At 71.9% G+C, this 24,046-nt stretch carries 20 protein-coding genes; 13 read left to right on the top strand and 7 right to left on the bottom strand.

All coding sequences use genetic code 11. From position 1 onward, the window contains the following. The first annotated feature begins 6 nt into the window (after positions 1-6). The 8 genes from ACWDAK_RS29430 to ACWDAK_RS29395 all read left to right on the top strand — a co-directional run bounded on the left by ACWDAK_RS29430 (position 7) and on the right by ACWDAK_RS29395 (position 12,622). Complete coding sequence (locus ACWDAK_RS29430; RefSeq protein ID WP_427395551.1) at positions 7-699, top strand: single stranded DNA-binding domain-containing protein; 693 nt, start codon at positions 7-9, stop codon at positions 697-699. A gap of 151 nt (positions 700-850) precedes the next feature. Further along, the gene (locus tag ACWDAK_RS29425; RefSeq protein ID WP_427395552.1) at positions 851-1,534 is read left to right on the top strand and encodes a VC0807 family protein; all 684 of its coding nucleotides are present in this window, start codon (positions 851-853) and stop codon (positions 1,532-1,534) included. A 287-nt stretch (positions 1,535-1,821) separates the two neighbouring features. Continuing rightward, the gene (locus ACWDAK_RS29420) at positions 1,822-2,514 is read left to right on the top strand and encodes a response regulator transcription factor (protein ID WP_425557649.1); all 693 of its coding nucleotides are present in this window, start codon (positions 1,822-1,824) and stop codon (positions 2,512-2,514) included. 4 nt (positions 2,515-2,518) lie between these two features. Then, a complete protein-coding gene (locus ACWDAK_RS29415) occupies positions 2,519-4,105 on the top strand; it encodes a sensor histidine kinase (RefSeq protein ID WP_344637404.1) in 1,587 nt (528 codons plus the stop codon). A gap of 436 nt (positions 4,106-4,541) precedes the next feature. Next, complete coding sequence (locus ACWDAK_RS29410; protein ID WP_344637403.1) at positions 4,542-6,101, top strand: cytochrome ubiquinol oxidase subunit I; 1,560 nt, start codon at positions 4,542-4,544, stop codon at positions 6,099-6,101. A gap of 26 nt (positions 6,102-6,127) precedes the next feature. Then, positions 6,128-7,141, top strand: a complete 1,014-nt coding sequence (gene cydB, locus ACWDAK_RS29405) for a cytochrome d ubiquinol oxidase subunit II (protein ID WP_427395553.1) — start codon at positions 6,128-6,130, stop codon at positions 7,139-7,141. 31 nt (positions 7,142-7,172) lie between these two features. Beyond that, positions 7,173-10,694: a thiol reductant ABC exporter subunit CydD gene (gene cydD / locus ACWDAK_RS29400; RefSeq protein WP_427395554.1), complete on the top strand. Its 3,522-nt coding sequence runs from the start codon at positions 7,173-7,175 to the stop codon at positions 10,692-10,694. A 38-nt stretch (positions 10,695-10,732) separates the two neighbouring features. Beyond that, positions 10,733-12,622, top strand: coding sequence for a GAF domain-containing sensor histidine kinase (locus tag ACWDAK_RS29395; protein ID WP_344637400.1), 1,890 nt, complete (start codon positions 10,733-10,735; stop codon positions 12,620-12,622). Between the two features lie 36 nt (positions 12,623-12,658). Here the strand turns inward: ACWDAK_RS29395 and ACWDAK_RS29390 are convergent, their stop codons facing one another. From ACWDAK_RS29390 to ACWDAK_RS29360, 7 genes are all read right to left on the bottom strand, one after another. After that, positions 12,659-13,486 (bottom strand): HAD family hydrolase, encoded by an 828-nt coding sequence (locus ACWDAK_RS29390; protein ID WP_427395555.1) that lies wholly within the window; start codon positions 13,484-13,486, stop codon positions 12,659-12,661. A gap of 153 nt (positions 13,487-13,639) precedes the next feature. Beyond that, the gene (locus ACWDAK_RS29385; protein ID WP_427395556.1) at positions 13,640-14,206 is read right to left on the bottom strand and encodes a hypothetical protein; all 567 of its coding nucleotides are present in this window, start codon (positions 14,204-14,206) and stop codon (positions 13,640-13,642) included. Between the two features lie 173 nt (positions 14,207-14,379). Further along, complete coding sequence (locus ACWDAK_RS29380) at positions 14,380-15,609, bottom strand: serine hydrolase domain-containing protein (RefSeq protein ID WP_427395557.1); 1,230 nt, start codon at positions 15,607-15,609, stop codon at positions 14,380-14,382. A 293-nt stretch (positions 15,610-15,902) separates the two neighbouring features. Next, entirely contained in the window at positions 15,903-16,304 is a 402-nt protein-coding gene (locus tag ACWDAK_RS29375; RefSeq protein ID WP_344637396.1) for a DNA-binding protein, read from the bottom strand. Then, positions 16,301-16,549 carry a type II toxin-antitoxin system CcdA family antitoxin gene (locus ACWDAK_RS29370; protein ID WP_344637395.1) on the bottom strand — a complete coding sequence of 83 codons (249 nt, stop codon included), beginning with the start codon at positions 16,547-16,549 and terminating at the stop codon, positions 16,301-16,303. The genes ACWDAK_RS29375 and ACWDAK_RS29370 overlap by 4 nt, the downstream gene beginning before the upstream one ends. A 199-nt stretch (positions 16,550-16,748) precedes the next feature. Further along, positions 16,749-18,005 (bottom strand): hypothetical protein, encoded by a 1,257-nt coding sequence (locus tag ACWDAK_RS29365; RefSeq protein ID WP_344637394.1) that lies wholly within the window; start codon positions 18,003-18,005, stop codon positions 16,749-16,751. Between the two features lie 53 nt (positions 18,006-18,058). After that, positions 18,059-18,337 carry a hypothetical protein gene (locus ACWDAK_RS29360; RefSeq protein WP_344637393.1) on the bottom strand — a complete coding sequence of 93 codons (279 nt, stop codon included), beginning with the start codon at positions 18,335-18,337 and terminating at the stop codon, positions 18,059-18,061. Between the two features lie 749 nt (positions 18,338-19,086). On the opposite strand from ACWDAK_RS29360, the gene ACWDAK_RS29355 reads away from it, so the two are divergent. The 5 genes from ACWDAK_RS29355 to ACWDAK_RS29335 all read left to right on the top strand — a co-directional run bounded on the left by ACWDAK_RS29355 (position 19,087) and on the right by ACWDAK_RS29335 (position 23,920). After that, a complete protein-coding gene (locus ACWDAK_RS29355; protein WP_427395558.1) occupies positions 19,087-19,974 on the top strand; it encodes an LLM class flavin-dependent oxidoreductase in 888 nt (295 codons plus the stop codon). A gap of 295 nt (positions 19,975-20,269) precedes the next feature. Further along, complete coding sequence (locus ACWDAK_RS29350; RefSeq protein ID WP_344637391.1) at positions 20,270-21,169, top strand: hypothetical protein; 900 nt, start codon at positions 20,270-20,272, stop codon at positions 21,167-21,169. A gap of 74 nt (positions 21,170-21,243) precedes the next feature. After that, positions 21,244-22,092 (top strand): hypothetical protein, encoded by an 849-nt coding sequence (locus ACWDAK_RS29345; protein WP_344637390.1) that lies wholly within the window; start codon positions 21,244-21,246, stop codon positions 22,090-22,092. After that, on the top strand, positions 22,089-22,919 hold the full coding sequence (locus ACWDAK_RS29340) for a hypothetical protein (RefSeq protein WP_344637389.1): 831 nt from the start codon (positions 22,089-22,091) through the stop codon (positions 22,917-22,919). Before ACWDAK_RS29345 ends, ACWDAK_RS29340 begins: the two co-directional genes overlap by 4 nt. Then, positions 22,916-23,920 carry a hypothetical protein gene (locus ACWDAK_RS29335; RefSeq protein WP_344637388.1) on the top strand — a complete coding sequence of 335 codons (1,005 nt, stop codon included), beginning with the start codon at positions 22,916-22,918 and terminating at the stop codon, positions 23,918-23,920. The genes ACWDAK_RS29340 and ACWDAK_RS29335 overlap by 4 nt, the downstream gene beginning before the upstream one ends. Positions 23,921-24,046 lie beyond the last annotated feature (126 nt).

The raw sequence follows: 24,046 nt of genomic DNA, 5'->3' as shown, positions 1-24,046 counted from the left end.
GGCCACATGACCTCCGAACACGAGCCGTCGGCGAAGCCCGCAGCGCCGGCCGACCCCGCCACGCACGTCGAGCTGCTGGCCACCCCGCCGGACGCCCGCGACGTCACCGCCGAACTGGCCGCGCCGCCGCGCCGCAAGCTGCCCTGGGTCACCCTGGCCCTGGCCGGCGCGGCCATCGCGGTGTTCTCCTTCGCCGGCGGTGTCTGGTACGAGCAGGGCAACGGGAAGAGCAACACCACCCAGCGCGCCGCCGGCCAGCGCGGCCAGGGCTTCGGCACTGGCCAGGGCGGTGGCGGCCAGGGCGGTGGCGGCCGCCGCGGCGGTGGCCAGGGCGGCCAGGGCGGGGCGGGCTTCACCCGGGGCACGGTCAAGGCCGTGGACGGCGGCACCGTCTACCTCACCGATGCGAACGGCAACACCGTCAAGGTGACCACCGGCGACAGCACCAAGGTCCAGCTCAACAAGGAGGGCAAGGTTTCCGACCTCCAGCCCGGCCAGAGCGTGACCGTGATCGGCACCCCCGACTCCTCCGGCGGCTACGCGGCCACCCAGCTCACAGAGGGATCCGGTGGCCCCGGCGGCTTCGGTGGTGGCGGTTTCGGTGGCGGGGGCTTCGGCGGAGCCCGTAACCCGTCCAACCCGTCCAACCCGTCCAACCCGTCCAACCCGTCCAACCCATCCAACTCGTCCAACGGCTGAACCCCGCAGTCGTCGGACGAACCGGGCCCGGCAGATCCCCCATCGGCCGGGCCCGGCCCATGGGCGGTGGAGCCGGGCCAGGGGCTGGTGGAGCGAACACGGGATCCACTACTGTCCGGTCCGGCAAAATCAAATGATCATCGGGGGAATCGTGTCGGACCAGACTCCGGCCAGGCGAGGCGGCGCGGCCGCGCTCGGCTGGGTGTTCACCATCATCTTCAACATCGTCGCGCCGATCCTGACCGAAAGTCAGCTCAAATCGCACGGGTATCCGGAGTACACCGCGCTGCTGGCCTCGGCGGCCTGGCCGATCCTGGGCATGCTGATCAGCATCGCCTGGCAGCGCAAGATCGACGAGTTCGGCATCTTCAGCCTGATCATCGTCGCGCTCACCCTGGCGGTCACCCTCGTCGGTCCGCACTCGGCCCGGCTGCTCCTGGTCAAGGACTCGGCGATCACCGGTCTCTTCGGCCTGGTCTGCCTGGCCACGCTGGCCGCTCCGCGTCCGCTGATGTTCTACTTCGGCCGCAAGTTCGCCACCGACGGCTCCCGCGAGTCGATCGACCACTGGAACGGCCTGTGGGCCTACGAAGGCTTCCGCAAGGTCCAGCGCACGATGACCCTGGTCTGGGGCCTGGGCTCGATCGCCGAGGCAGCACTGCGGATCGTCCTCTCGTACGTCCTGAGCAGCGGCGCGATGGTCGCCGTGAACTCCGTGCTCTCCTACGGAGCCACGGCCGCCCTGATCGTCTGGAGCATCGCCTACGGCAAGCGCGCCCACGCCCGCGCGGCCGCCACCACGGCCGCGGCCGTCACCTCGGTCGCGGCTGCCTGATACTTCAATGGGGCGCGGGGGAGCCTCGTCCGCCGTGGCGCGCCGGTCGCGCACGCGGTCGGCCGAGGAAGGCCCCGCGCCCGTGGGCGTTACCTGGTCGATGCACGTCTAATCCCGTCCTCATCAACCACGCGTAGCCTCCCCGGGCTATCGTCCAACGAGGATGCATCATCCGACCGGGAGGCGGAACAGCAGTGCAAGGGACAGTTTCGACAGCCAGCGGTACCGCCACAGCGGGCGTACCCGCACGTCAGGCTGGCTCAGGCGGCGAACCGTTCCTGCTGGTGGTGGACGACGAGCCGAACATCCGTGAGCTGCTCTCCGCGAGCCTGCGCTTCTCCGGTTTCCGGGTGGCCTCCGCCGCGAGCGGCGAGGAGGCGCTGCAGGCCGTCGCCGCCGAGCGGCCCGACCTGGTGGTGCTCGACGTGATGCTGCCCGACCTGGACGGCTTCACCGTGGTCGAGCGGCTGCGCCAGCAGGCCCAGTGGCCGCAGGCCGCCGAGCACGTCCCAGTGCTCTTCCTCACCGCCAAGGACGGCACCGGCGACAAGGTACAGGGGCTCGCGGCCGGCGCCGACGACTACGTCACCAAGCCGTTCAGCTTGGAGGAGCTGATCGCCCGGATCCGGGCCATCCTGCGCCGGGCCGGCGGCCCCACGGAGGACGGCCGGCTGGTGGTCGGCGACCTCACCCTCGACCCGGTCGCCCACGAGGTCACCCGCGGCGAGCGGACGATCTCGCTCTCGCCGACCGAGTTCAAGCTGCTGCACTACCTGATGGCCAACGTCGGCCGGGTGGTCTCCAAGGCCCAGATCCTCGACCACGTCTGGGCGTACGACTTCGGCGGCGACCTCTCCATCGTCGAGTCGTACATCTCCTACCTGCGCCGCAAGCTCGACTCCGGGCCCGCGCACGGTCCCAAGCTGATCCACACCGTGCGCGGCATCGGTTACGCCCTGCGCCGCCCGCCCCAGCACTGAACCCGTGCGCCGCCTCCGCCTGCCCGGAAAGTTCCTCGGACTGCCGAGGCCGCCCCGGCTCACCCGCCCGCCCCGGTTCGCCGCGCTGTCCTGGCTCGCCCGTCTGGCCAGGTCCGCCCGGTTGTCCCGGTTCGCCCGGCTGTCGCTGCGGGCACGGCTGCTGGTGCTCGCGGTGCTGCTGGTGGCCACCGGACTGGTGGTGAGCGATACCGTCGTCCTCGGGACCGTCCGCGTTCAGCTCGCCGACCGGGCCGACCAGCAGCTGCTCCGGTTCGCCGAACCGCTGTCGCACCGCGGTTTCGGCGGCAACCGCCAGAACAACCCGAGCCCGAACCTGCGCCGGGCCGGGCAGTTCCTGCCCAGCCAGTACGTGGTGCAGTACCTGTCCGCCGACGGCACGGTCCAGCAGACCATGCGGCAGCCGATCGCCGATACCGATCCGGCACCCGATCTCGGGAAGCTGACGTATAGTCAACTGCATCAGCATGCAGGAGAGTTGACCGGATTCGACCTCCCTGACCAGACCGGTCAGGGGCGCTGGCGGGTGGTCGTGCTCCCGTTGCTGCACACCGGCGGCAACCCGTTCGCCGCCCCCTCCTACCTGCTTGCCGCGGTCTCGATGGACGACGTGGACGCCACGGTGGCCAAGCTGCGCGCGTCCTTCTGGGCCATCGGCGGCGCCGTCCTGGTGCTGATCGCCGCGCTCGGCGCGATCGCGGTACGGGCCGGGCTGCGCCCGCTCGCCAGGATCGAGCAGGACGCCGAGCTGATCGCCGCCGGACGGCTCTCGCACCGGATGCCCGAACTCCCGCCCGGCACAGAGGTGGGACGGCTCTCCGCGACCCTCAACGGGATGCTCACCCAGATCGAGGCCGCGTTCGCCGCCCGCGCCGAGTCCGAGGCGAAGATGCGCCGCTTCGTCGCCGACGCCTCGCACGAGCTGCGCACCCCGCTCGCGGGCATCCGGGGCTTCGCGGAGCTGTACCGGATGGGCGCGCTGCCCGACGTGGACCGGGCGATGGACCGGATCGAGAGCGAGGCCGTCCGGATGAGCGGGCTGGTCGAGGACCTGCTCACGCTCGCCCGGCTCGACGAGGAGCGCCCGCTCGACCTGGCCCCGATGGACCTGCGCACGCTGGCCGCCGACGCCCTGCACGACCTGACCGCGCTCGACCCCGGCCGCCCGGTCTCCCTCACCGGGCCCGACGGCAGCGGCGCCCCGCAGCCCGCTCCGGTGCTCGGCGACGAGGCCCGGCTGCGGCAGGTGGTGACCAACCTGGTCGGCAACGCGGTCAAGCACACCCCCTCGGGCACCGCAGTCCGGATCGGGGTCGGCACCACGGGGGACGGCCGCTGCCTGCTGGAAGTCGCCGACTCGGGCCCCGGTCTGACCGAGGAGCAGGCCGCCCAGGTCTTCGAGCGCTTCTACCGCGTCGACGCCTCCCGCAGCCGCCACGAGGGCGGTGGCGCCGGCCTCGGCCTGGCCATCGCCACCGCCCTGGTCCACGCCCACGACGGCACCCTCACCCTCTCCACCGCCCCGGGCCGGGGCGCCGCCTTCCGCGTCCACATCCCCGCGCAGAGCCACTGAGCAAGGGGGCGTCCCTGCCGCCGGGGTGATCGGCCCCTCCTGCGGCGGGGTCTTTCGGGCATGCCTTCGGGACAGGGTCTTCCGGGCAGGCGTTCCAGGGCGGGCCGGCGGCCCGGGGGAGGCCCGCCGGCCCGTGAGGAGTGCCCGTCCGGCCCTTGCCTGGAGGGTCGCCGCGCAGTCGTGCCGTCAAGCTCCCGAGCGGCGAAGAAGCCCGCCGTTGTCCTGCCGTCCGTTTCTTGTCGCAGGCCATGGCCGCGTCGGATGGTCCGTTCGACCATCCGAGACCCACCCCCCACTGTCCGCGCTGTCGTAAGCATGGGAGATACTGCCCTTGTGAACGTGTTCACGTTCACAAGCGGACAAGTCCGTGCTGATCGCTCTCATGCCGAAGGCGCGGCTCGTCCGAAGCGCGGGGAACGACCAGAGAGAGGGCGCCGTGGAGCTAGCAGTCGCTCACGAGACCATCGCGAGATGGCAGTTCGGTGTCACCACCGTCTACCACTTCCTGTTCGTGCCGTTGACGATCAGCCTCGCCGCCACCGTGGCCGGCCTGGAGACCGCCTGGGTACGGACCGGCAAGGAGAAGTACTTCCACGCCACCAAGTTCTGGGGCAAGCTCTTCCTGATCAACATCGCCATGGGCGTGGTGACCGGGATCGTGCAGGAGTTCCAGTTCGGGATGAACTGGTCCGACTACTCACGCTTCGTCGGCGATGTCTTCGGCGCCCCGCTCGCGATGGAGGCGCTGATCGCCTTCTTCTTCGAGTCCACCTTCATCGGCCTGTGGATCTTCGGTTGGGACAAGCTGCCGAAGAAGATCCACTGCGCCTGCATCTGGATGGTGTCGATCGGCACCGTGCTCTCCGCGTACTTCATCCTGGCCGCCAACTCCTGGATGCAGCACCCGGTCGGCTACGCCGTCGACAAGGCCACCGGCAAGGCGCGGCTGACCGACATCACCAAGGTGCTGTTCCAGGACACCACCCTGGTCGTGGTCTTCCACACCCTCACCGCCGCCTTCCTGACCGGCGCCGCCTTCATGGTCGGCATCGCCTCGTACCACCTGGTCCGGGCCAGGCGCGCCGCCGCGGCCGGAGAGGTCACCGCGGACCAGCGCAAGAAGGTCGCCACCATGCGGACGTCGCTGCGGGTCGGCCTGGCGATGGCCGTGGTGGCCGGCCTCGGCACCGCGATCAGCGGTGACACCCTGGCAAAGGTGATGTTCGAGCAGCAGCCGATGAAGATGGCCGCCGCCGAGGCGCTCTGGGACACCCAGTCGCCCGCACCGTTCTCGGTCTTCGCGGTCGGCGACGTCACCAAGGGCCACAACTCGGTGGAGCTGGAGGTGCCGGCGGCGCTCTCCTTCCTGGCCAAGAGCGACTTCAGTTCGGCCGTCCCCGGCATCAACAACACCGCCGAAGCCGAGGCGGCCAAGTACGGCGGCAAGCCCGCCGGCTACATCCCGAACGTCTTCGTGACGTACTGGGGCTTCCGCCTCATGATCGGTTTCGGGATGACCTCCTTCGTGGCCGGCCTGATCGGGCTCTGGACCACCAGGAGAAGATTCCTCCTCGCCCCCGAGTTCCGCACCGAGGATGACGAGGCGCCCCGGCTGATGCTCACCAGGACCCGGGAGATGGGCCCGTTCCTCACCAAGTGGAGCTGGCGGATCGGCATCTGGACCATGGGCTTCCCGCTGATCGCCAACAGCTTCGGCTGGGTCTTCACCGAGATGGGCCGCCAGCCCTGGGCCGTCTTCGGCCTGATGACCACCGCCGACGCCGTCTCGCCCAATGTCAACGCCGCCACCCAGGTCGGTGCGCTGGCCACCTTCACGCTGCTGTACGCGATCCTCGCGGTGATCGAGGTGCGGCTTCTCGCCAAGTACGCCTCGGCCGGACCGGTCACCTCGGAGCAGCCGCCCGCCAAGGACCCGACGCTCCGTGGTCCGTCCTCGGCAGAGGACGCCGAAAAGCCCCTCGCCTTCGCCTACTGAGACCCCGTTCACCGAGGGACAGTGACATGCAACTCCACGACGTCTGGTTCGTCCTCATCGCGGTCCTGTGGATCGGCTACTTCTTCCTCGAAGGCTTCGACTTCGGCATCGGCGTGCTCACCAAGCTGCTCGCCAGGAACACCGCCGAACGCCGGGTCCTGATCAACACCATCGGCCCGGTCTGGGACGGCAACGAGGTCTGGCTGCTCACCGCCGGCGGCGCCACCTTCGCCGCCTTCCCCGACTGGTACGCCACCCTGTTCAGCGGCTTCTACCTGCCGCTGCTGGCGATCCTGGTCTGCCTGATCGTCCGGGGCGTGGCCTTCGAGTACCGGGCCAAGCGCACCGAGGAGCGCTGGCAGCGCAACTGGGAGCACGCCGTCTTCTGGACCTCCCTGCTGCCCGCCTTCCTGTGGGGCGTGGCCTTCGCCAACATCGTCCACGGCGTGGCGATCGACGAGCACAAGAACTACGTCGGTGGCGTCCTCGACCTGCTGAACCCCTATGCGCTGCTCGGCGGCCTGGTCACCCTGGCGCTGTTCACCTTCCACGGCGCGGTGTTCGCCTCGCTCAAGACGGTCGGCGAGATCCGCGACCGGGCGCGCGCCGCGGCGCGCTGGCTCGGGCTGGCCACCGCCGTGGCGGCGGCGGGCTTCCTGGCCTGGACCCAGGCCCACCAGGGCACCGGCTGGAGCCTGGCCGCGCTGCTCGTCGCGGTGCTGGCGCTGGCCGCCGCGTTGGCGGCCAACCAACTGGGCCGCGAGGGCTGGGCGTTCACCTTCTCCGGGCTGACCGTGGTGGCGGCGGTGGCTATGCTCTTCCTGTCGCTCTTCCCGGACGTCATGCCCTCGACGCTGAACAGCAGTTGGTCGCTGACGGTGGAGAACGCCGCCTCCTCGCCCTACACGCTCAAGCTGATGACCGTCATCGCAGCGGTCTTCACCCCCCTGGTGCTGCTCTACCAGGGCTGGACGTACTGGGTGTTCCGCAAGCGGATCGGCGTCCAGCACCTTCCGGCGGTCCACACCGCCGACCACTGACCCGCCCGCGTACGCACCGAAGGAGCCGACCGTGAAGCCTGTGGACCCCCGGCTCCTGCGGTACGCCCGCACCACCCGCGCCTTCCTCGCCGGGTCGGTGGTGCTCGGCGCCCTCGGCGCAGTGCTGGTGGTGGCCCAGGCCTCGCTGATCGCCGAGATCGTGGTCCGGGCCTTCCAACGGCACTCCTACCACCTCGCCGCTCCGCTGCTCGGGCTGGCCGCCACCGCGGCCGGCCGGGCGGCGGTCGCCTGGCTGACCGAGCTGACCGCACACCGCTCGGTCGCCACGGTGAAGTCCACCCTGCGGCGGCGGTTGCTCGACCACACCACCGCCCTCGGTCCCGCCTACCTGTCGGGCCGGCGGACGGGGGAACTCGCCGCGCTGGCCACCCGGGGCGTCGACGCCCTGGACGACTACTTCGCCCGCTACCTGCCGCAGCTGGCCCTCGCCGTGGTGGTCCCGGTGGTGGTGCTGGCCCGGATCCTCGGCGCCGACTGGACCTCCGCCGCGATCATCGCGGGCACGCTGCCGCTGATCCCGCTCTTCATGGTGCTGATCGGCTGGGCCACCCAGTCCCGGATGGACCGGCAGTGGGCCTCGCTCTCCCGGCTCTCGCACCACTTCCTGGACGTGGTCGCGGGCCTCCCCACGCTCAAGGTCTTCAACCGGGCCAAGGCGCAGGCCCGCACCATCGCCAGGATCACCGACGAGTACCGCCGGGCCACCATGCGGACCCTGCGGATCGCCTTCATCTCCTCATTCGCCCTGGAGCTGCTCTCCACCCTCTCGGTCGCCCTGGTCGCCGTCTCGATCGGCTTCCGGCTGGTCGACGGCAGCCTCGGCCTGGAGACCGGGCTGCTGGTGCTGATCCTGGCGCCCGAGGTGTACTTCCCGATCCGGCAGGTCGGCGCGCTCTACCACGCCAGCGTCGAGGGGCTCGCCGCCGCCGACCAGATCTTCGAGGTGCTGGAGACCCCATTGCCCGCCTCGGGCACCCGTCCGGCCCCCACGCCGGCCGGTGCGGTGATCTCGGTCGAGGGGGTCGGCCTCACCCACCCGGGCCGGACGGCGCCCGCGCTGTCCGGGCTCTCGCTCACCATCCGGCCGGGTCGCACGACCGCGCTCACCGGCCCGAGCGGCTCGGGCAAGAGCACCCTGCTGTCCGTCCTGCTCGGCTTCACCCGGCCGGACTCGGGCCGGGTGCTGGTCGACGGCCAGGACCTCGCCGACCTCGACCCGGCGAGCTGGCGCAGCCGGATCGCCTGGGTGCCGCAGCATCCCCACCTGTTCGCCGGGACGATCGCCGAGAACGTCAAGCTCGCCCGCCCCGACGCCACCGACGACCAGGTCAGGGCCGCGCTCGCGGCCGCCCACGCCACCGACTTCGCCGCCCTGGACACCGTGCTCGGCGAGGGCGGCGCCGGCCTCTCGGCCGGCCAGCGCCAGCGCATCGCGCTCGCCCGCGCGCTGCTCACCGACCGCCCGCTGGTCCTGCTGGACGAACCCACCGCCAACCTGGACGGGGCGAGCGAGGCCGCCGTCGTCGAGGCCGTCCGCGCCCTGGCCGGCCGCACCGTCCTGCTGGTCGCCCACCGTCCGGCCCTGCTCGCCGTCGCCGACCACCACTACCACCTCACCGCCCCCGAACCCGTGGCGGCCGTACAGGCCGCCCAGGCATCCGAGGGGCGGCCCGAGATCGAGCAGGACGCACCCCGCGACCCCGGCGGGGCGGCGCCCGTGCTTCCCGTGGCGCGGGTGCCCCACGCGGTTCCCCGCGACGCCGAGGGCGAAGACGCAGTCCCCGGACTCCCCGAGGCGGCGGCCGAGCCCCGCCTGGCGCCCGCCGTCCTGCTGGGCGCCCTCGCGCTGGGCTGCGCCGTGGCCCTGATGGCCACCTCCGGCTGGCTGATCTCCTACGCCTCCGAGATGCCCCCGGTGCTCTACCTGATGATGGCCGTCACCTCAGTACGGGCCTTCGGCATCGGCCGCAGCGCCTTCCGCTACGCCGAGCGCCTGGTCTCCCACGACGCCGTCCTGCGCGCCCTCGGGGGCGTCCGGACCGCCGTCTACCGGCGGCTCGAACAGCTCGCCCCGGCCGCCCTGCCCGCCTTCCGCCGCGGCGACCTGCTCTCCCGCCTGGTCCGTGACGTGGACGCGGTCCAGGACCACCACCTGCGCTGGCGCCTGCCCGCCGCCGTCGCACTGCTGGTTTCGCTCGGCTCCGCCGCCGCCCTGGCCGCCTTCCTCCCACTCGCGGGCGCCCTGCTGGCGCTCGGCCTGCTGCTCGCGGGGGCCGTCGTACCCGCCCTCGCCGCCCGGATCTCCGGTCGTGCCGAGCGCCAACAGGCGCCCGCCCGTGGCGAGTTGGCGGCCATGGTGGTCGACACCCTGACCGGTACCGCCGAGCTGGCCGTCGCCGGGGCGCTGCCCGCCCGGCTCGACGCCACCCGCGCCGCCGACCGCCGCCTGACCGCCCTCGCCGCCCGCTCGGCCGCCGCCGGCGGGGTGTCGGCCGGGCTGATCGCCCTGGTCACCGGGCTGACCGTGACCGCGAGCGCGGCCGCCGGAGTGCACGCGGTCAGCGGCGGCACGCTCCCGGGCGTGTGCTTGGCGGTGGTGGTGCTCACTCCGCTGGCCGCCTTCGAGGCCGTCGCGGGCATGTCCACCGCCGTGCAGTTCCGCGAGCGCAGCCGGGCCGCACGGGCCAGGCTCGCCGAGGTGCTCGCGGCCGAGCCGCCGGTCGCCGAACCCGTAGCACCGGCTGCCCCGCCCGCCGACCCGTTCCCGATCGCCGTCCGCGGCCTGACCGCCCGTTGGCCGGGACAGGCCGAGGACGCGCTGCGCGACGTCGACCTCGACCTCACCCCGGGCCGTCGGATCGCCGTGGTCGGCCCGTCCGGCTCCGGCAAGACCACCCTCGCCCAGGTGCTGCTGCGCTTCGTGGACCAGCGCGCGGGGTCCGTCACCCTCGGCGGCCGTCCACAGCCTGTGGACACCCGGATGCTCGACTCGGACGACGTCCGCCGCGTCATCGGCCTCTGCGCCCAGGACGCGCACGTCTTCGACAGCTCGCTGCGCGAGAACCTGCGCCTCGCCCGGCCGGACTGCACCGAGGAGCAACTGCGGGCCGCGCTCGCCGCCGCCCGCCTGCTCGACTGGGTGGACGGCCTGCCCGACGGCCTGGACACCATGGTCGGCGAGCACGGCGCCCGGCTCTCCGGCGGCCAGCGCCGGCGCCTGGCACTCGCCCGCGCGCTGCTCGCCGACTTCCCCGTTCTGATCCTGGACGAGCCCGCCGAGCACCTGGACCTGCCCACCGCCGACGTCCTCACCGCCGACCTGCTGGCCGCCACCGCGGGCCGTACCACCCTGCTGATCACCCACCGGCTGGCCGGGCTGGACGACAACACGGTGGACGAGGTGATCGTCCTGGAGCACGGCCGGATCGTGGAGCGCGGCCGCTGGTCGGAACTCACCGCGGATCCGGACAGCCGCCTCGGCGCGCTCCGCCGGCGGGAGGAGCGGGCCGACACGCTGCTCGCCGCCGCCTGAATCATCGGGTCAAACCTGAACGAACTAGGCTCACAGGCATGGAGAGCAGACCGGACCCCGCCCGAGAGGACCGGCCACGGCCGGGCCGCTCCGTGCCGGAGCGTCCTGTTCCCGGGCGCCCCGCTCCGGTGTACTCCGCACCGGACCTCACCGCGCAGCCAGCCGCCGGCCAGCCCCCGCACCGGGTGCCCGAGATCGCCTCGCTCGGCCTGGACACCCTGGTCACCGAGGTCGCCGAGCGCCTCCAGTCCGCCGCCGCCGTCACCGAGCGGATGCAGCGGCTGCTGGAGGCCGTGGTCTCGGTCGGCGCCGGGCTCGACCTGCACGCCACGCTGCACCGGATCGCCGCCGCCGCGGCCGAACTGGTCGACGCCAAGTACGCGGCCCTCGGTGTGATCTCCCCGCACGGCGACGGGCTCTCCGACTTCATCCACATCGGCATCGACGACGAGACCGCCGACGAGATCGGCCAACTCCCCACCGGACGCGGCATCCTGGGCGCCCTGATCGAACGCCCCGAACCACTGCGGCTGGCCGACCTCGCCACCGACCCGCGCTCCGTGGGCTTCCCGCCGCACCACCCGCCGATGACCTCCTTCCTCGGCGAGCCGATCCGGGTCAGGGGCGAGGTGTTCGGCAACCTCTACCTGACCGAGAAGCGCAGCGGCAGCGGCGTCTTCACCCCAGAGGACGCCCAGGTGCTGAACGCGCTCGCCGCCGCGGCCGGGGTCGCCATCGAGAACGCCCGCCTCTACGAGGAGGGCCGCCGCCGCGAGCGCTGGATCGCCGGCGCCGCCGCCGTCTCCACCGCGCTGCTCTCCACCGACGAGGCCGAGGTCGCCCTCACCGTCGCCGCCGAGCAGGTCCGCGAACTGGCCGACGGCGCACTGGGCATGATCCTGCTGCCCACCGGCGACGGCCAGATGCGGGTGGCCCACGCCTCCGGCGAGGCGGCCGAGTTCGTCCGGGGCGAGCTGCTCCCTCAGGGCAGCTTCGCCTCCCGGCTGATGGCCGGTTCGGGCGTCTACCTGGACGACATGTCCACCGACCCCGACGTGGAGATCCGGCTCGCCCGCAACTTCGGTGCCTCGATGGCCGTCCCGATGATCGCCGCCGGACGGGTCCTCGGCGGGCTCTGCGTCTGGCGCAGCGTTGACGCGCCCCCGTTCACCGAGACCGAGAAGCAGCTCGCCCAGACCTTCGCCTCGCAGTCAGCGCTCGCCCTGCGACTGGCCGAGGGCCAGCGCGACCAGCAGCGGCTGGCCGTCTTCCAGGACCGCGACCGGATCGCCCGGGACCTCCACGACCTGGTGATCCAACGGCTGTTCGCCACCGGCATGATGCTGGAGGGCGCGGCCCGGCGCGCCGTCGTCCCCGAGGTCAGGACGGGCATCGGAAAGGCGGTGGACGAGCTCGACGCCACCATCCAGGAGGTCCGCACCACCATCTACGCCCTCCAGCACGACGAGAGCGGCGACGAACCGGACAACCTGCGCACCCGCGTGCTGCGCGAGGCCGGCCAGGCGGCTGCCGCCCTCGGCTTCAAGCCCTCGGTGACCTTCACCGGCCCCGTGGAGAGCCTGGTCGGCGAGCAGACCGGTCGCCAACTCCTGGCCGCGCTGAGGGAGATGCTCTCCAACGCGGCTCGCCACGCCCGCGCCTCCCGGGTCGGCGCCGAGATCGACGCCACCGTCCACCTCGACGCCGACGGCCACCCGGTCTCCGGCGCCCCCGGGTCGTTGGACCTGGCCGGTCGGCCGGGCGTGCTGCTCACCGTCACCGACGACGGGGTCGGCATACCGCACGGCGGCCGGCGCAGCGGGCTGAAGAACCTCACCAGGCGCGCCGAGAACCTCGACGGCGCCGCCTGGCACGAGCCCGGTCCCCACGGCAAGGGCACCCGGGTCCGCTGGTCGGCCAGGCTCTGACGACCGGGCCGGAGCGTGCCGCCCGGCCGCGCGGGGTCAGCCCCGTTCGAGCAGTTCCTCGATCGCCACCGCCACGCCGTCGTGCTCGTTGCTGACGGTGTGCTGCGCGACCGCAGCCAGCACCTCGGGGTGGGCGTTGGCGACGGCGTACGAGGTACCGGCCCAGGCCAGCATCTCCAGGTCGTTCGGCATGTCGCCGAAGGCCACCACCTCGGAGCGGTCGATCCCCTGTTCACGGCACCAACTGGCCAGCGTGCTGGCCTTGGTGACCCCGAGCGCGCTGATCTCCAGCAGGGCGACCGGCGCGGAGCGGGTGATCTCGGCGAGGTGTCCGGCGACCCGGCGGGCCTCTGCCAGGAAGGCGTCCGGATCGAGGTCGGAGTGCTGGGCGAGCACCTTGTAGAGTCCGCGCACCCGACCCTGCGGAGCCAGCAGCTCCTCGGCCGGGGCGGCCGGCCGGACGTCGTCGTCACCCCACATCCTGAGCTCGTACTCGGGTTCGCGGGCGAACCCGTCCAGGTGCTCGAAGGCGAAGGCGGTACCCGGCAGCGCCTCCCGCAGCGCCGTGATCACGGCCAGCGCGTCCGCCGGGCCAAGCGGGAAGACCTCCACCATCTCGCCCTGCCGGACGTCGAAGACCGCTCCGCCGTTGGAGCAGATCGCCACCCCGTGACCGCCGATGTGCGGGCTGATCTGCTGCATCCAGCGCGGCGGCCGCCCGGTCACGAACACCACCTGCAGGCCTGCCTCCTCGGCCGCCGCCAGCGCGGCGGCCGTCCGTTCGGAGACGGTCCCGCTCGGGCAGAGCAGGGTGCCGTCGAGGTCGGTCGCGATCAGGCGGGGGCGCACGGGGTTGGTGGTCACCGCTCCATCTTCGCGCACCCGCCCGGTGCCGCCTCCGGCCGGCTCGGGCGGCGGCCCCGCCCGGTGCCCGGCGCCCGGCGCCCGGGGCCCGGGGCCTCCCGGCGCCGGTGCCAGGGCCCACCCGGCGTACCGGGACGGGCGGGGCGAGGCCGGTCAGGAGTGCCAGAGCTCCTTGATCTCGGTGATCTCCCCGGAGGAGTTCTGAGTGATGTCGTAGACCGGGAAGGCGGAGCAGGTCAGCGGGGGCTTCACGTTCTGGCCGCCGTCCAGGCAGTCACCGATGTGGTTCCAGAGCTCGCCGACCGCGACCGACTTGTAGCCGACCGATCCGGCGGCGAGCTCGGCCTTGGCGTGCGGCGCGAAGACGAACCTCTCCGGGCTGCCGACCGCCTCCCAGTGGCCGTCGTTGGGGTCGCAGGCGAACTTGGTCGCCTTGGCGGGCATGGTGTTCTGCTTGGGCTGCTGCACCGGTTGGACGATCTTGTGGCCCGCCGGGAGCTTGGCCGGGGTGCAGTTCTCCCCGGGGTCCCCGTCGGGAGCGCTCGAGGACTTGCCGGCGGGCGCCGGCTTCGCCGTACCGGAGGCAGCGCCGGAAGCCGTGGCGGACGGTGCCGCAGGGGCCGCCGAGGAGCCGCCCTTCGGGTCGTTGGGATCGCACCCGACCAGCCCGAGAGCGGCGACGGTGAGCACGGCGGCGGCAAGCAGTCTGCGAGAGGACATCGGATAGGTTTCCCCCATGGTTGTGACGCGGCGTCGGGCCGCGCTGACGGCGAGACAGGCTATCGATCCGTGCCGACACCTGCTCACGCAGCCCGCCACTGCTCACCCGGCTCTCGCATCCCGTCCACGCAGCTGCATCTGACTGACAGTTCGAGAGCGCCTCCGGGGGGGCGTCAGTGCCCGGCGGGCTTGAGGGCGGCCATCAGCAGCCGGTTGGAGAGTGCGGTCGGACGGCCGTTGTTCAGGTCGGTGGTGGAGACCGAGAAGACGCCCTTCATCGACAGGTCGCGGGTGGCGAACACGCCGTTGGCGTAGCCGAGGTCGTGGCCCGTCTTGCCCCAGAGCACGGTGCCGTCGGGCAGCGGGTTGCCCATCAGTCCGGCACCGAAGCAGGCCGGACCCGGATTGCCCTTGCCGTCGGTGCAGTTGGAGTTGTCGAAGTACTTGAGCGTCTTGCCGTCGCTGCCCTCGGGCAGCCGGAACATCTCGTCCAGCTGGGCGGCGGGCAGCAGCCGGCCCTGGAACAGCGCGGTGATGAAGTGGTCCAGGTCGGACGGGGTGGAGATCATGTTGGACGGATTGCCGCCCTGCTCGCTGACATCGACCGCCCTGCCGTCGCCGCTGGTCAGGTAGCCGTGCAGGTACGGGCGGGGCATCCGGGTGCGGTCCTCGGGCACGGAGGTCTGCGAGAGGTGCAGCGGCTTGATGATCCGCTCGGTGACCTCGTCCCTGAACGAGTTGCCGGTGATCTGCTCGATCAGCTTCCCGGCGATCCGGAAGCCCAGCGAGTTGTACTGCTGCGCGGTGCCGGGCGCGAAGTTCGGGCCCGGCGCCGGGCGGCCGAGCGGGCGCAGGGTGTCCTGGATGACCTGGTCGAAGGTGCGGTAGTCGTACCGGTGGGCGATCAGGTAGTCCGCCGACTGGTCCGGCGCCCCCTGGTCGACGTCCGGCAGGCCGCTGGTCATGTTGAGCAGCTCGCGCACGGTGATGGGCTGCCGGAAGGTGTCCGGCAGCAGTCCCGGCATGTAGTGCTGGACGGTCTGGTCCAGGTCGATCCTTCCCTCGGCCGCCAGCTGCAGGACCACCACGGTCTCGAAGGTCTTGGAGATGCTGCCGATGTGGAAGTGCGCGTCGGCCGGAACACTCCGTCCGGTCACCGTGTCACCGGACGACCCCTGCCACACCTGGCCGCCCTTGACCACCCGGGCGATGGCCCCCGCCGCCCCCTCCTCCGGCCGGGGCTGGATCGCCGCCTGCAGCGCCGCGGTGTCCAGCGTCTGCTGCCCCACCCGCGCCGCGACCCGCTCGCTCGCCATCGCCTGTCCGCCGACCACGGCAGTGGTCCCGACCGCGGCCGCACACGCCAGTCCAAGGGCCGAAACGCGTCGCACAAGCTTGTTCACCACTGGCTCCCCAGTCTCCTGAACCGCCTGCCGCGGCTCTCGGCTCACAGCCTGTCCCGCCGCCCCGCCCCCTCGGAACCGGTGATCGCCCTGACCGCACCCCGAGACGCCCCTGACGCCCGGTCAGGTCCGTGCGGTCGCCGGCAGCGGGGCGGCCGGGGCGACTTCCATCGAGGGAATCCGAGGCCATCGAGCGGATCCGGCTCGGCGCCCTCGTCACCTCGGTCAAGCCTCGTTCACCTATTGCATCCTGAGCTGCGGAAACGCTCGACAGGGGCGTCCGGGCGCCAGGTTCAGATCGGGATGAGTCGGACGCGGGTTCCGCAGAGTCTCGCCATGTCGTCGACGTCGGAGGTGAGCATGGCCACCGGTCCCGGCTGGCGCAGTGCCATTTCGGCGACAGTCGCGTCGATCGCGCACTTGTGGCCGTGCAGACCGGCGTGCTTGAGCAGTTCCGCCGCCGCCTTGGCCGAACTCTCGGTGACCGCCTCGACCCTGATCCGGGAGAGCGCCCAGTTCAGTCGCGCCACGTTCACGCGAGCGTGCGCGACTTCCACGATCGTGTTGGCGCAGGCAGCGAACTCGGCGCCCATGGCGACGAACACCTGCAACCTGACGAGTAGTCGGCGATCCTGTGCGATCCAGGCGGACAACCCCTGGGAGTCGAGAACGACCGTCTCGAAGCGCTCGGTCACGCAGCGCTCGCCGAGTCCGTGGCCCCTCCGGGCCCGAAGATCTCCGCGTGTGCCTCGGCCAGCTCCTCGTCGGTGAATTCGCCGTGTTCCGCCTGATAACGGCGAAGGTCTTCAGCGAGCAGCTGGTGCCTGATCTGCCGCGCGACCGCCTCGGCGACGTAGCCGGAGACGTTGTCCGTGAGCTTCTTCAGCTCGGCCACCTGCTCGGTGGGCAGGGTTACTGTGATCCGGGTGGTAGCTCCCATGGGGAAAGCATACTGCGGTATGTCTCGGCTTCAGGGCCTTTCGCGACGTGGGTCGTGGCATGCGTCCGAGTATCGTGATCCTCCCCGTCCACTGGTGGGGCGAAGGGCGGAGGAGGAGATGGTCGGCCTGCTCCCGGCTCGCGGGTACTCGCTTCGGTTCCTTGCGCGTCAGCATGCCCTCGACTGCGGCCCTGCGCTCTTACGCGTGATCGGGCTGGCGCGGCACGCGCCGTGCTCTGGCGAACTTCCGTCCTCGGTTATCAGCGGCGAGTTCGATGAGGCGCTCGCCGATCACGGAAACGCCGGGTCGGGGCTCCTGCGCGTAGTACCAGGGCTTGCGTCGGCGCAGCAGGGCCTCGCCGTCCTCGCTCCAGGTGAATCCAGATTTCCGCAGCAGCTTTCGGAACACCGCGTCGACGGTCTCCGGGTACGCGGCGGCCAGTCGGCGGATCGGTAGTGGCGCGATCGACTCCTCGCGCAGGTATGTGCGCAACAGGTCCTGGTGCTGCCTGCGCCCCGGGAGGTCCGGGTTGGCGAACAGGTCTCGCAGCAGCCCGTAGTCCGCGTAGAAGTTGAGTCCGTCGACCTCGTCGTAGATGACGCCGATGGTGTCCGAGTCCGCGAGTTCTTGTGGCAGTTCGAAGGCCGGAAAGTCGAGGCCCGGGAGTCGCCTGCCTCGGGCACGGTCGGGGTGCCCGGCGACGGCGGCCTCCTGCCGGTGCCGGTAGTAGGCGTTGAGCCGGTCCTCGGTCTCGGCTGGGGGAAGGACCAGTTCGTCGGCGCCGCAGAACTCGACGAACGCGGCCCGGTCCTCCCGCATCCGTTCCCATCCCTGCTCCATCTTCTCGGGGTTGCGGAAGACCAGTTCAGGGTGGCTCGTCGCCAATTGGAGCGCGGCCTGGGCGATCTCGGTGGCGCTGGACCTCGGGTAGGACGACATCGCTCCGGAGATCAGCCACGCGCCGTCGGCCGAGTGGACGGGCACCAGGCAGGCGAGAAGGAATCCTCCCTTGGACGCCTTGTGGAAGGCCCCCCGTCCGACGTTCGAGTACGTGCGGTACTCCATGTCGTCGACCAGGTTCAGCAGGACGACGCCATCCCCGTCCTTGCGCCGGATCTCGAAGATGCCCTCGACCGGGTCACGCCAGCCGAGCAGCATCTCCCGGTCGCCTTCGCTCAAGTCCCGCCGCCCGGCGACGAAGCGGTCCACCACGGTCGCACCGTCCGGCAGACGGTACCGCAGGATGAAGTGGTCGATGATCCGGATTGCCTCGCTCTCGTCCAGCCGCCGCTCAGGGCCTGCGGCCTCCAGCAGGAGGGGAGTCAGCCACCGGTCGAAGCGCGCGCTCTGCGCGAAGGCGACCAGCTCGCCCTTCAACTCGGCGCTGCGCTCGATCAGTTCGCTGAGCGAGCGCTCGTCGATGCCGTGATTAGCGTCCTGCGCGGCGATCGCCATGTCCTGCCTTTCTTCACAAGCCAGTTCCGAGGTGTTGTGTGAGCTGTTTGGCGTCAGGCGGCCCAGTGTCGGTAGGCCTCGATCCACTCGGAGCCCTCCGGGGCAGGTGTCGGCATCGGCAGGTCCAGGATCCCGATCTTCTGTCGAGCGGGGCCGCGAGAGCACAGTGCGACGATCCGGCCGTCCTGTGCGAGGTCGATGCCGCGCACGGTCACCTCGACCCCGAGAACCGTCGTGCTGAACGGCACCGCGAGGTTCTCCTCGATCATGGTGAACAAGCCGGTCAGCTGCTCGTCCTCGCCGTAGGCGTCGACAGTGGCCTCATCGATCATTGCCTCAAGCTCGGCCCTACCCAGAACACCCATGGCGCCACGTTAGCGGTCACGCAGGTGACGTCGCCGCGGGTTGCCCGAACCTCACCCGCCGGAGCGTAAGCGGTCAAGGGAAGCAAGGTGCGGCCGAACAGGAAGACCCCGGGAACGGCCAAGGGCCTCAAGTTGCCCAACGGAAAGATCCTGACGAGCCCCAGCAGCAAGGGCGCGGCTCCGGTGCTGGATCCCGACGTCCAGGCCATCCTCGATACGGCGAAGGCTCCGGGGGACGGCCACGGCAAGTGTGGGCTCCCGGTGCTGCTGACGGAGGCTCTGAACAATGGCGATGATCCCACCGGAGCCGCCGCGGCTGCCGTGATCATCCGCCACCGGTGCGCCTGCGGAGCTGACCCAAGCGCAGGTTGACGGGCGCTTCTGCGCGATCATCACCGACCTCGTCGGTACTCCTACCACCTCTGGCCCCGAGGTCCCAGGCCTGTCTGCCGCACGGCCCCCACGACCCTGCCGCCGACGCCCTACGCCGGGGGCCGCTGGCTCCGCCTGCGCGACGCGTGGGCACCCTGCGCGATCGCCTGACCCACCGCGGCTAGGCGGCTGTGCATGCGTGACGAAGCGACCTGGCAGGGCCTCGACCGGCTGGGCGGGGCCGAACTGCCGGCCGGCCCGGGGCAGCCGGTGCACGGCCCCGCGGACAGGGCGGAGGTTTGCCTTCCTGAAGAGGTGACCACGGCTCCCGTAGGGTCGAGGGCATGCGTCTGAGTACCGTGATCCTCCCCATCCACCGGTGGGGCGAGGGGCAGAAGATCTGGCGGCGGGCCGAGGAGCTCGGGTTTCACGCCGCGTACACGTATGACCACCTGAGTTGGCGGTCCTTCCAGGACGAGCCGTGGTTCGGGGCGATCCCGACGCTGGCGGCGGCGGCGGTGGCCACCGAGCGGATCCGGCTCGGGACGCTGGTGACCTCGCCGAACTTCCGGCACCCGGTCACGCTGGCGAAGGAGCTGATGTCGGTCGACGACGTCTCCGGCGGGCGGCTGACGGTGGGGATCGGGGCCGGCGGGGTCGGGTTCGACGCCACCGCGATGGGCCAGGAGGCCTGGACGCCCAAGGAGCGCGCGGAGCGCTTCGGGGAGTTCCTGCCGCTGCTGGACAAGCTGCTGACGCAGGACGCCACGACCCACGAGGGCCGGTTCTACTCGGCGGTGGAGGCGCGGAACATCCCGGGCTGCGTGCAGCGGCCGCGGGTGCCGTTCTACGTGGCGGCGACCGGTCCGCGCGGGCTGCGGCTGGCGGCCGAGCACGGGCAGGGCTGGGTCACGTACGGCGACCCGAAGGGGCCCGCGGCGATGCCGGCGGAGCAGGCGCCCGCCGTCATCGAGGCGCAGCTGGAGAAGCTGACGGCGGCCTGCGAGGCGCAGGGCCGGGACATGGCGACCCTGGAGAAGGTGCTGCTGCAGGGGTCGACCGCGGAGAAGCCGCTGCAGTCGGTGGGCGCCTTCGTCGACTGGGCGGGGACGTACCGCGAGTTCGGCATCACCGAGCTGGTGATCCACTGGCCGGTGCCGGACTCGATCTTCGAGAACGACCTCGCGGTCTTCGAGGAGATCGCCACCGAGGGCCTCTCGCAGCTGGGCTGAGCCCGGCCGCGGACGGGCGGCGCCGGGGTGCCCGAGCGGGCGCCCCGGCGCCGTGCCGTCCACGGGATCCGCCGCAGGGCAGACTCGTCGCGGCCGGGGCCCGTTGCGGTTCGATCACGACGTGTCCGATTGATCGGCCAATGCGCCGACTGTCGGGAACTATCGTGTTGTTGAAGGGGTTGACGAGATCTCATAATCCTGCTGAACGCGTTGCGGCCGGTCCGCGCGGAGCCGGCGGGGGGCGGCCCGGACCGGGATCGCGCGCGGCGTCATCCATTCACAGTGGGGGAATCCCTTGTCCGCGCCCGAAACCGCGCCGGTCGACAACGCGTCGCCTGGCAGAGCGCCGTCCGACACCGTGCCGCCTGACCACGTACCGTCGGACGGCGCGCCGTCCGACCCGCCCGCACCCAAGGCCGTACCGGGGCCCGGGCGCGGGCTGCCGCGCGCCGTGGGCATCGCGCTGGCGACGGCCGGTCTGCTCGCCGTGACCGCGACCAGTGCCGCGGTCACCGTCGCCGTGGGCAGGCCGACGGCGCACCCGGCCGCCTCGGCCGCCGGTCCCGCAGCATCGGCCACGGCCACGGGCACCACCCCGACCGCCGCCCCGGCCGCGGGCCGGAGCCCGGGCGCCGCCCCGAGCACGAGCGCAGCGCCGACCCCCACCCCGAGCAGCACCCTGCACGGCACCGTGAACGGCGACACGCACGGCGGCGACCTCCGCTACTTCCTGCTGCCGATGCCGGACGGCGCCGAGCCCTACGGCTCCCCCGACGGCACCGGGCTGAGCGTCAAGGACATCGCCGCCCAGTACAGCAACGCCGGCGAGATCCCCTCCGTGCTGGACTCGTACGGCTACCAGGACGAGGGCGCCTACCGCCGGTACCGCTCCGCGGACGGCAGGCAGGAGGTCGAGACCCGGCTGCTGCGCTTCAAGTCCCGCGCCATGGCGCAGGAGTTCGCGCAGGCGGAGACCTTCAAGAACGGCGAGGGCTTCGGCATCGACGGCGACGACTCGGCCAAGGGGTACCTGATGAAGCCGCGTCAGGAGGCCTGGACCGGCAGGCTGGTCGGGGTGGGCTACGTCGGCGACGTCCAGTACGAGATCACCGTCTTCGTGAAGGGCACACCGGACAAGTCGCAGCTGATGGACGTGATGAAGCGCCAGCGCGAGCGGCTGTCCGACGGCGGCTGAGCCGCCGCGGCCTCACGACACCGGCCTTCGATTCCCTTCCGACACAGCGGTCGAACCGCCGCACTGGAGAAAACGTGATCACCCACGAGACCGAAGAGTCTCCCGAGCGGCACCAGGGCCAGGAGCCGGGAGGGGCAGCCGAGTTCGGCGATGTCGTCTCGTCCGGTCTGCCCGAGCCCGAGCCCGCCGTGAATTTGGACGCCGGTCCGGACGCCGGGCGCCGCCGCCCCCGTACCGTGACGCTGCTGGCCGGCGCACTGCTGCTGGGTCCGCTGCTGGGCGCCGGCGTCGGCTACTCGATCCAGGCCGCCCGTCCCGAGACGCCGCTGCCGTCGCTGCACGTCGCAGTGGAGAGCTACCCCGCCACCCCGCTGGACCCGACGGCCGCCGCCGAGGCCGAGCCGAAGCCGCTCGCGATCGACGGTGACCTGCGCAAGCTGCTGATCAGCAAGCCCGACGGCGCGGACGACTGGGACAACTACGGCCACGGCGACGGGTCCGGCTGGCTCAGCGTCGGAGCGAAGGCCGGTTCGTACGGCGGCGCGGACCGGCAGTTCAGGAATCTGGTCCACGGCGGCTTCCGCCGGGACGCGATGGTCGCCTGGACCAAGGGCGGCAACAACTACCGGGTCGAGCTGATCCAGTTCGACGAGGACCACGTCTCCTCCGCGGTCGACTGGGCCCAGGGGGACACCGGCAGCGGCACCGGCATCGACGGCACGCTGGACGGCACGGTGCACGGCACCTATCTGGCGCGGACCCAGCAGGACCACTTCGCCGACAGCACCACCACCTACTACTTCGGGAGCGCCACCGCCCGGCGTGGCAACGTCGTGATGGTGGTCAGCATCTACTCCCAGAGCCGGGTCTCCGCCGACGAGCTCAAGGACATCGCCGAGCAGCAGTGGAAGCGACTGGTATGAGCGAGACCACCGGCATGACCGGTACGGACGAGGCCGTCACCGAGCAGCACCCGGCCCCGGCAGGCGAGTCGAAGCCCAGGCCGAAGCCCGGCCCGGCACTGCGCGCGGGTGCGGCGGTGGTCGCGGCGGCACTGCTCGGGGTCGGGATCGGCGTCGGCATACTGAAGGTCCGGTACCGCGACCCGGAGCCCGACACCGCCGCCCGGGACACCGCGCCCACCGCGGCGCCGAGCACTCCGGCAGGGTCCTCCTACGGCGCCAAGTCCAACGGCACGCACTTCGGTTCGATGCGCGACCTGCTGCTGCCGGTGCCCGCCGGCTACACGCTGGGCCCGGACGCCGGGGCGTACGGCAACGACACCGAACTGACGGAGGACCAGCGCAAGGCCTGGGTCGACGACCAGATCCAGGCCCTGCCGCAGAAGCTCCGGGACGACGTGCGCAAGGTCTGGCAGGACGTGCCGCTGAAGGGCGGCGGGGTCCGCAGCTACGCCGATGCCGCCGGTGGTGACCTGGTGGTCACCATCTGGCTGCTCCAGTACCACCAGGACGCGGTGAAGGCGGACAACGCCTTCGTGGGCGCGATGGCGTCGGACTCCGGGCTGTTCCGCGAGGGGCCGCAGGTGCCGGGACACCAGGAGGCGCACTGCTACCTGCCGTCCGCGCCGCCGGGCGAGAAGCTCGACGCGCTGATCTGCTCGGCGGCGGTGGGCGACCTCCGGGTCGAGACGAGGGTGGAGGGCGTGGCGCCGCTGCCCAAGGACAAGGTCGTGACCCTTCTCCGCCGGCAACTCGACCGGCTCGCCCTGCCAGGAGCATCCGCATGACCGAGAGCACCCGACCCGACGCGCCGGTCGAGCCCGCTGCGCCTGCGCCCGCCCCCGCTCCCGCGAAGCCCGCACCCGAGCCCGCCGCGGTGTCCCCGGATCCGGTGAACCCCTGGGCCGTCTCCGCCGAGGCGAGCGCCGCCGAGGCCGCCCGGAAGGCGGGCCGCACGACCGCCCTGCGCTGGGGCGCCACCGCCCTCCTCCTGCTGCTCTCGGGGACCGCGACGGCGGTGGCGGTCACAGCGCAGGACCGGACCGACATCCCCGGTCTGCGGACCACGAACGACGGCCGGTACGCGTTCCCGGCGCTGACGCTGCCTCCGCTGCCGTCCGGCAAGCCCGTACCGAGCGCCGACCCGGCGAACCGGCGCCACTACGCGGATCTGCGCGGACTGCTGCTGCCCGCTCCCAAGGGAGCGTCGGACGAAGCCGGTCCCCCGGCCGCGCCCGCAACGGCGGTCGCGAGCGCCGCGCCGTCCGCCGGCACGTCCCCCTCCGCGAGCACCGCATCCTCCACCGCGGCCGCCACGCCCGCCGCGCCGTCCGCGACCGCCGTTGCGGGCGCCGCCCGGGTGAGCTGTGCGGACTACGCGAACCGTCACAAGTCCCCGGCCGTGCTCACCGCGATGCTCGACGAGAACGCCTGTCGCGCCGCGGCCAGGCGCGTGTGGACCGGGCCGGACGGCACCCGCACCGAGATCTGGCTGCTCTCCTTCGGTTCGCGCACCGAGGCCGCCGCCTTCGCCCGCGACCTCGGAACGGACGACCTCAAGGACGTGCCGGCGCTGCTCCACGTCAGCCTGCCGATCGACGTGGAGGGGCACACCACGAACCAGCTGCTTCAGACCAAGGAGCGGGCGGCCGGGAAGGACCCGGTCGGCCGGGTGGCCGAGCTGGTCAACGGCGACGTCTTCGGCTCGGTCGTGATGACCAACCCGAAGGGCGTGCCACTCCAGGCATTCCAGCAGGTGACGATCCTTCAGTCCGTCATGCTGGACTGACGCTTGCACGTTGTGGGTCCGATCCCCTAGGCGCGCACTTGCCGTGTCCGATACCGGTCGGGCCGATCTTGCCGTCCTGGGAGTCCTTCAGGATGTCGTCCAGCGCTTGCTTCACGGTTGGATGTG

It is taken from the genome of Kitasatospora sp. NPDC001175 (genome assembly GCF_053598215.1).
Note: the sequence above shows the minus strand (reverse complement) of the source record. Positions and strands in the feature narration are given on the sequence as shown.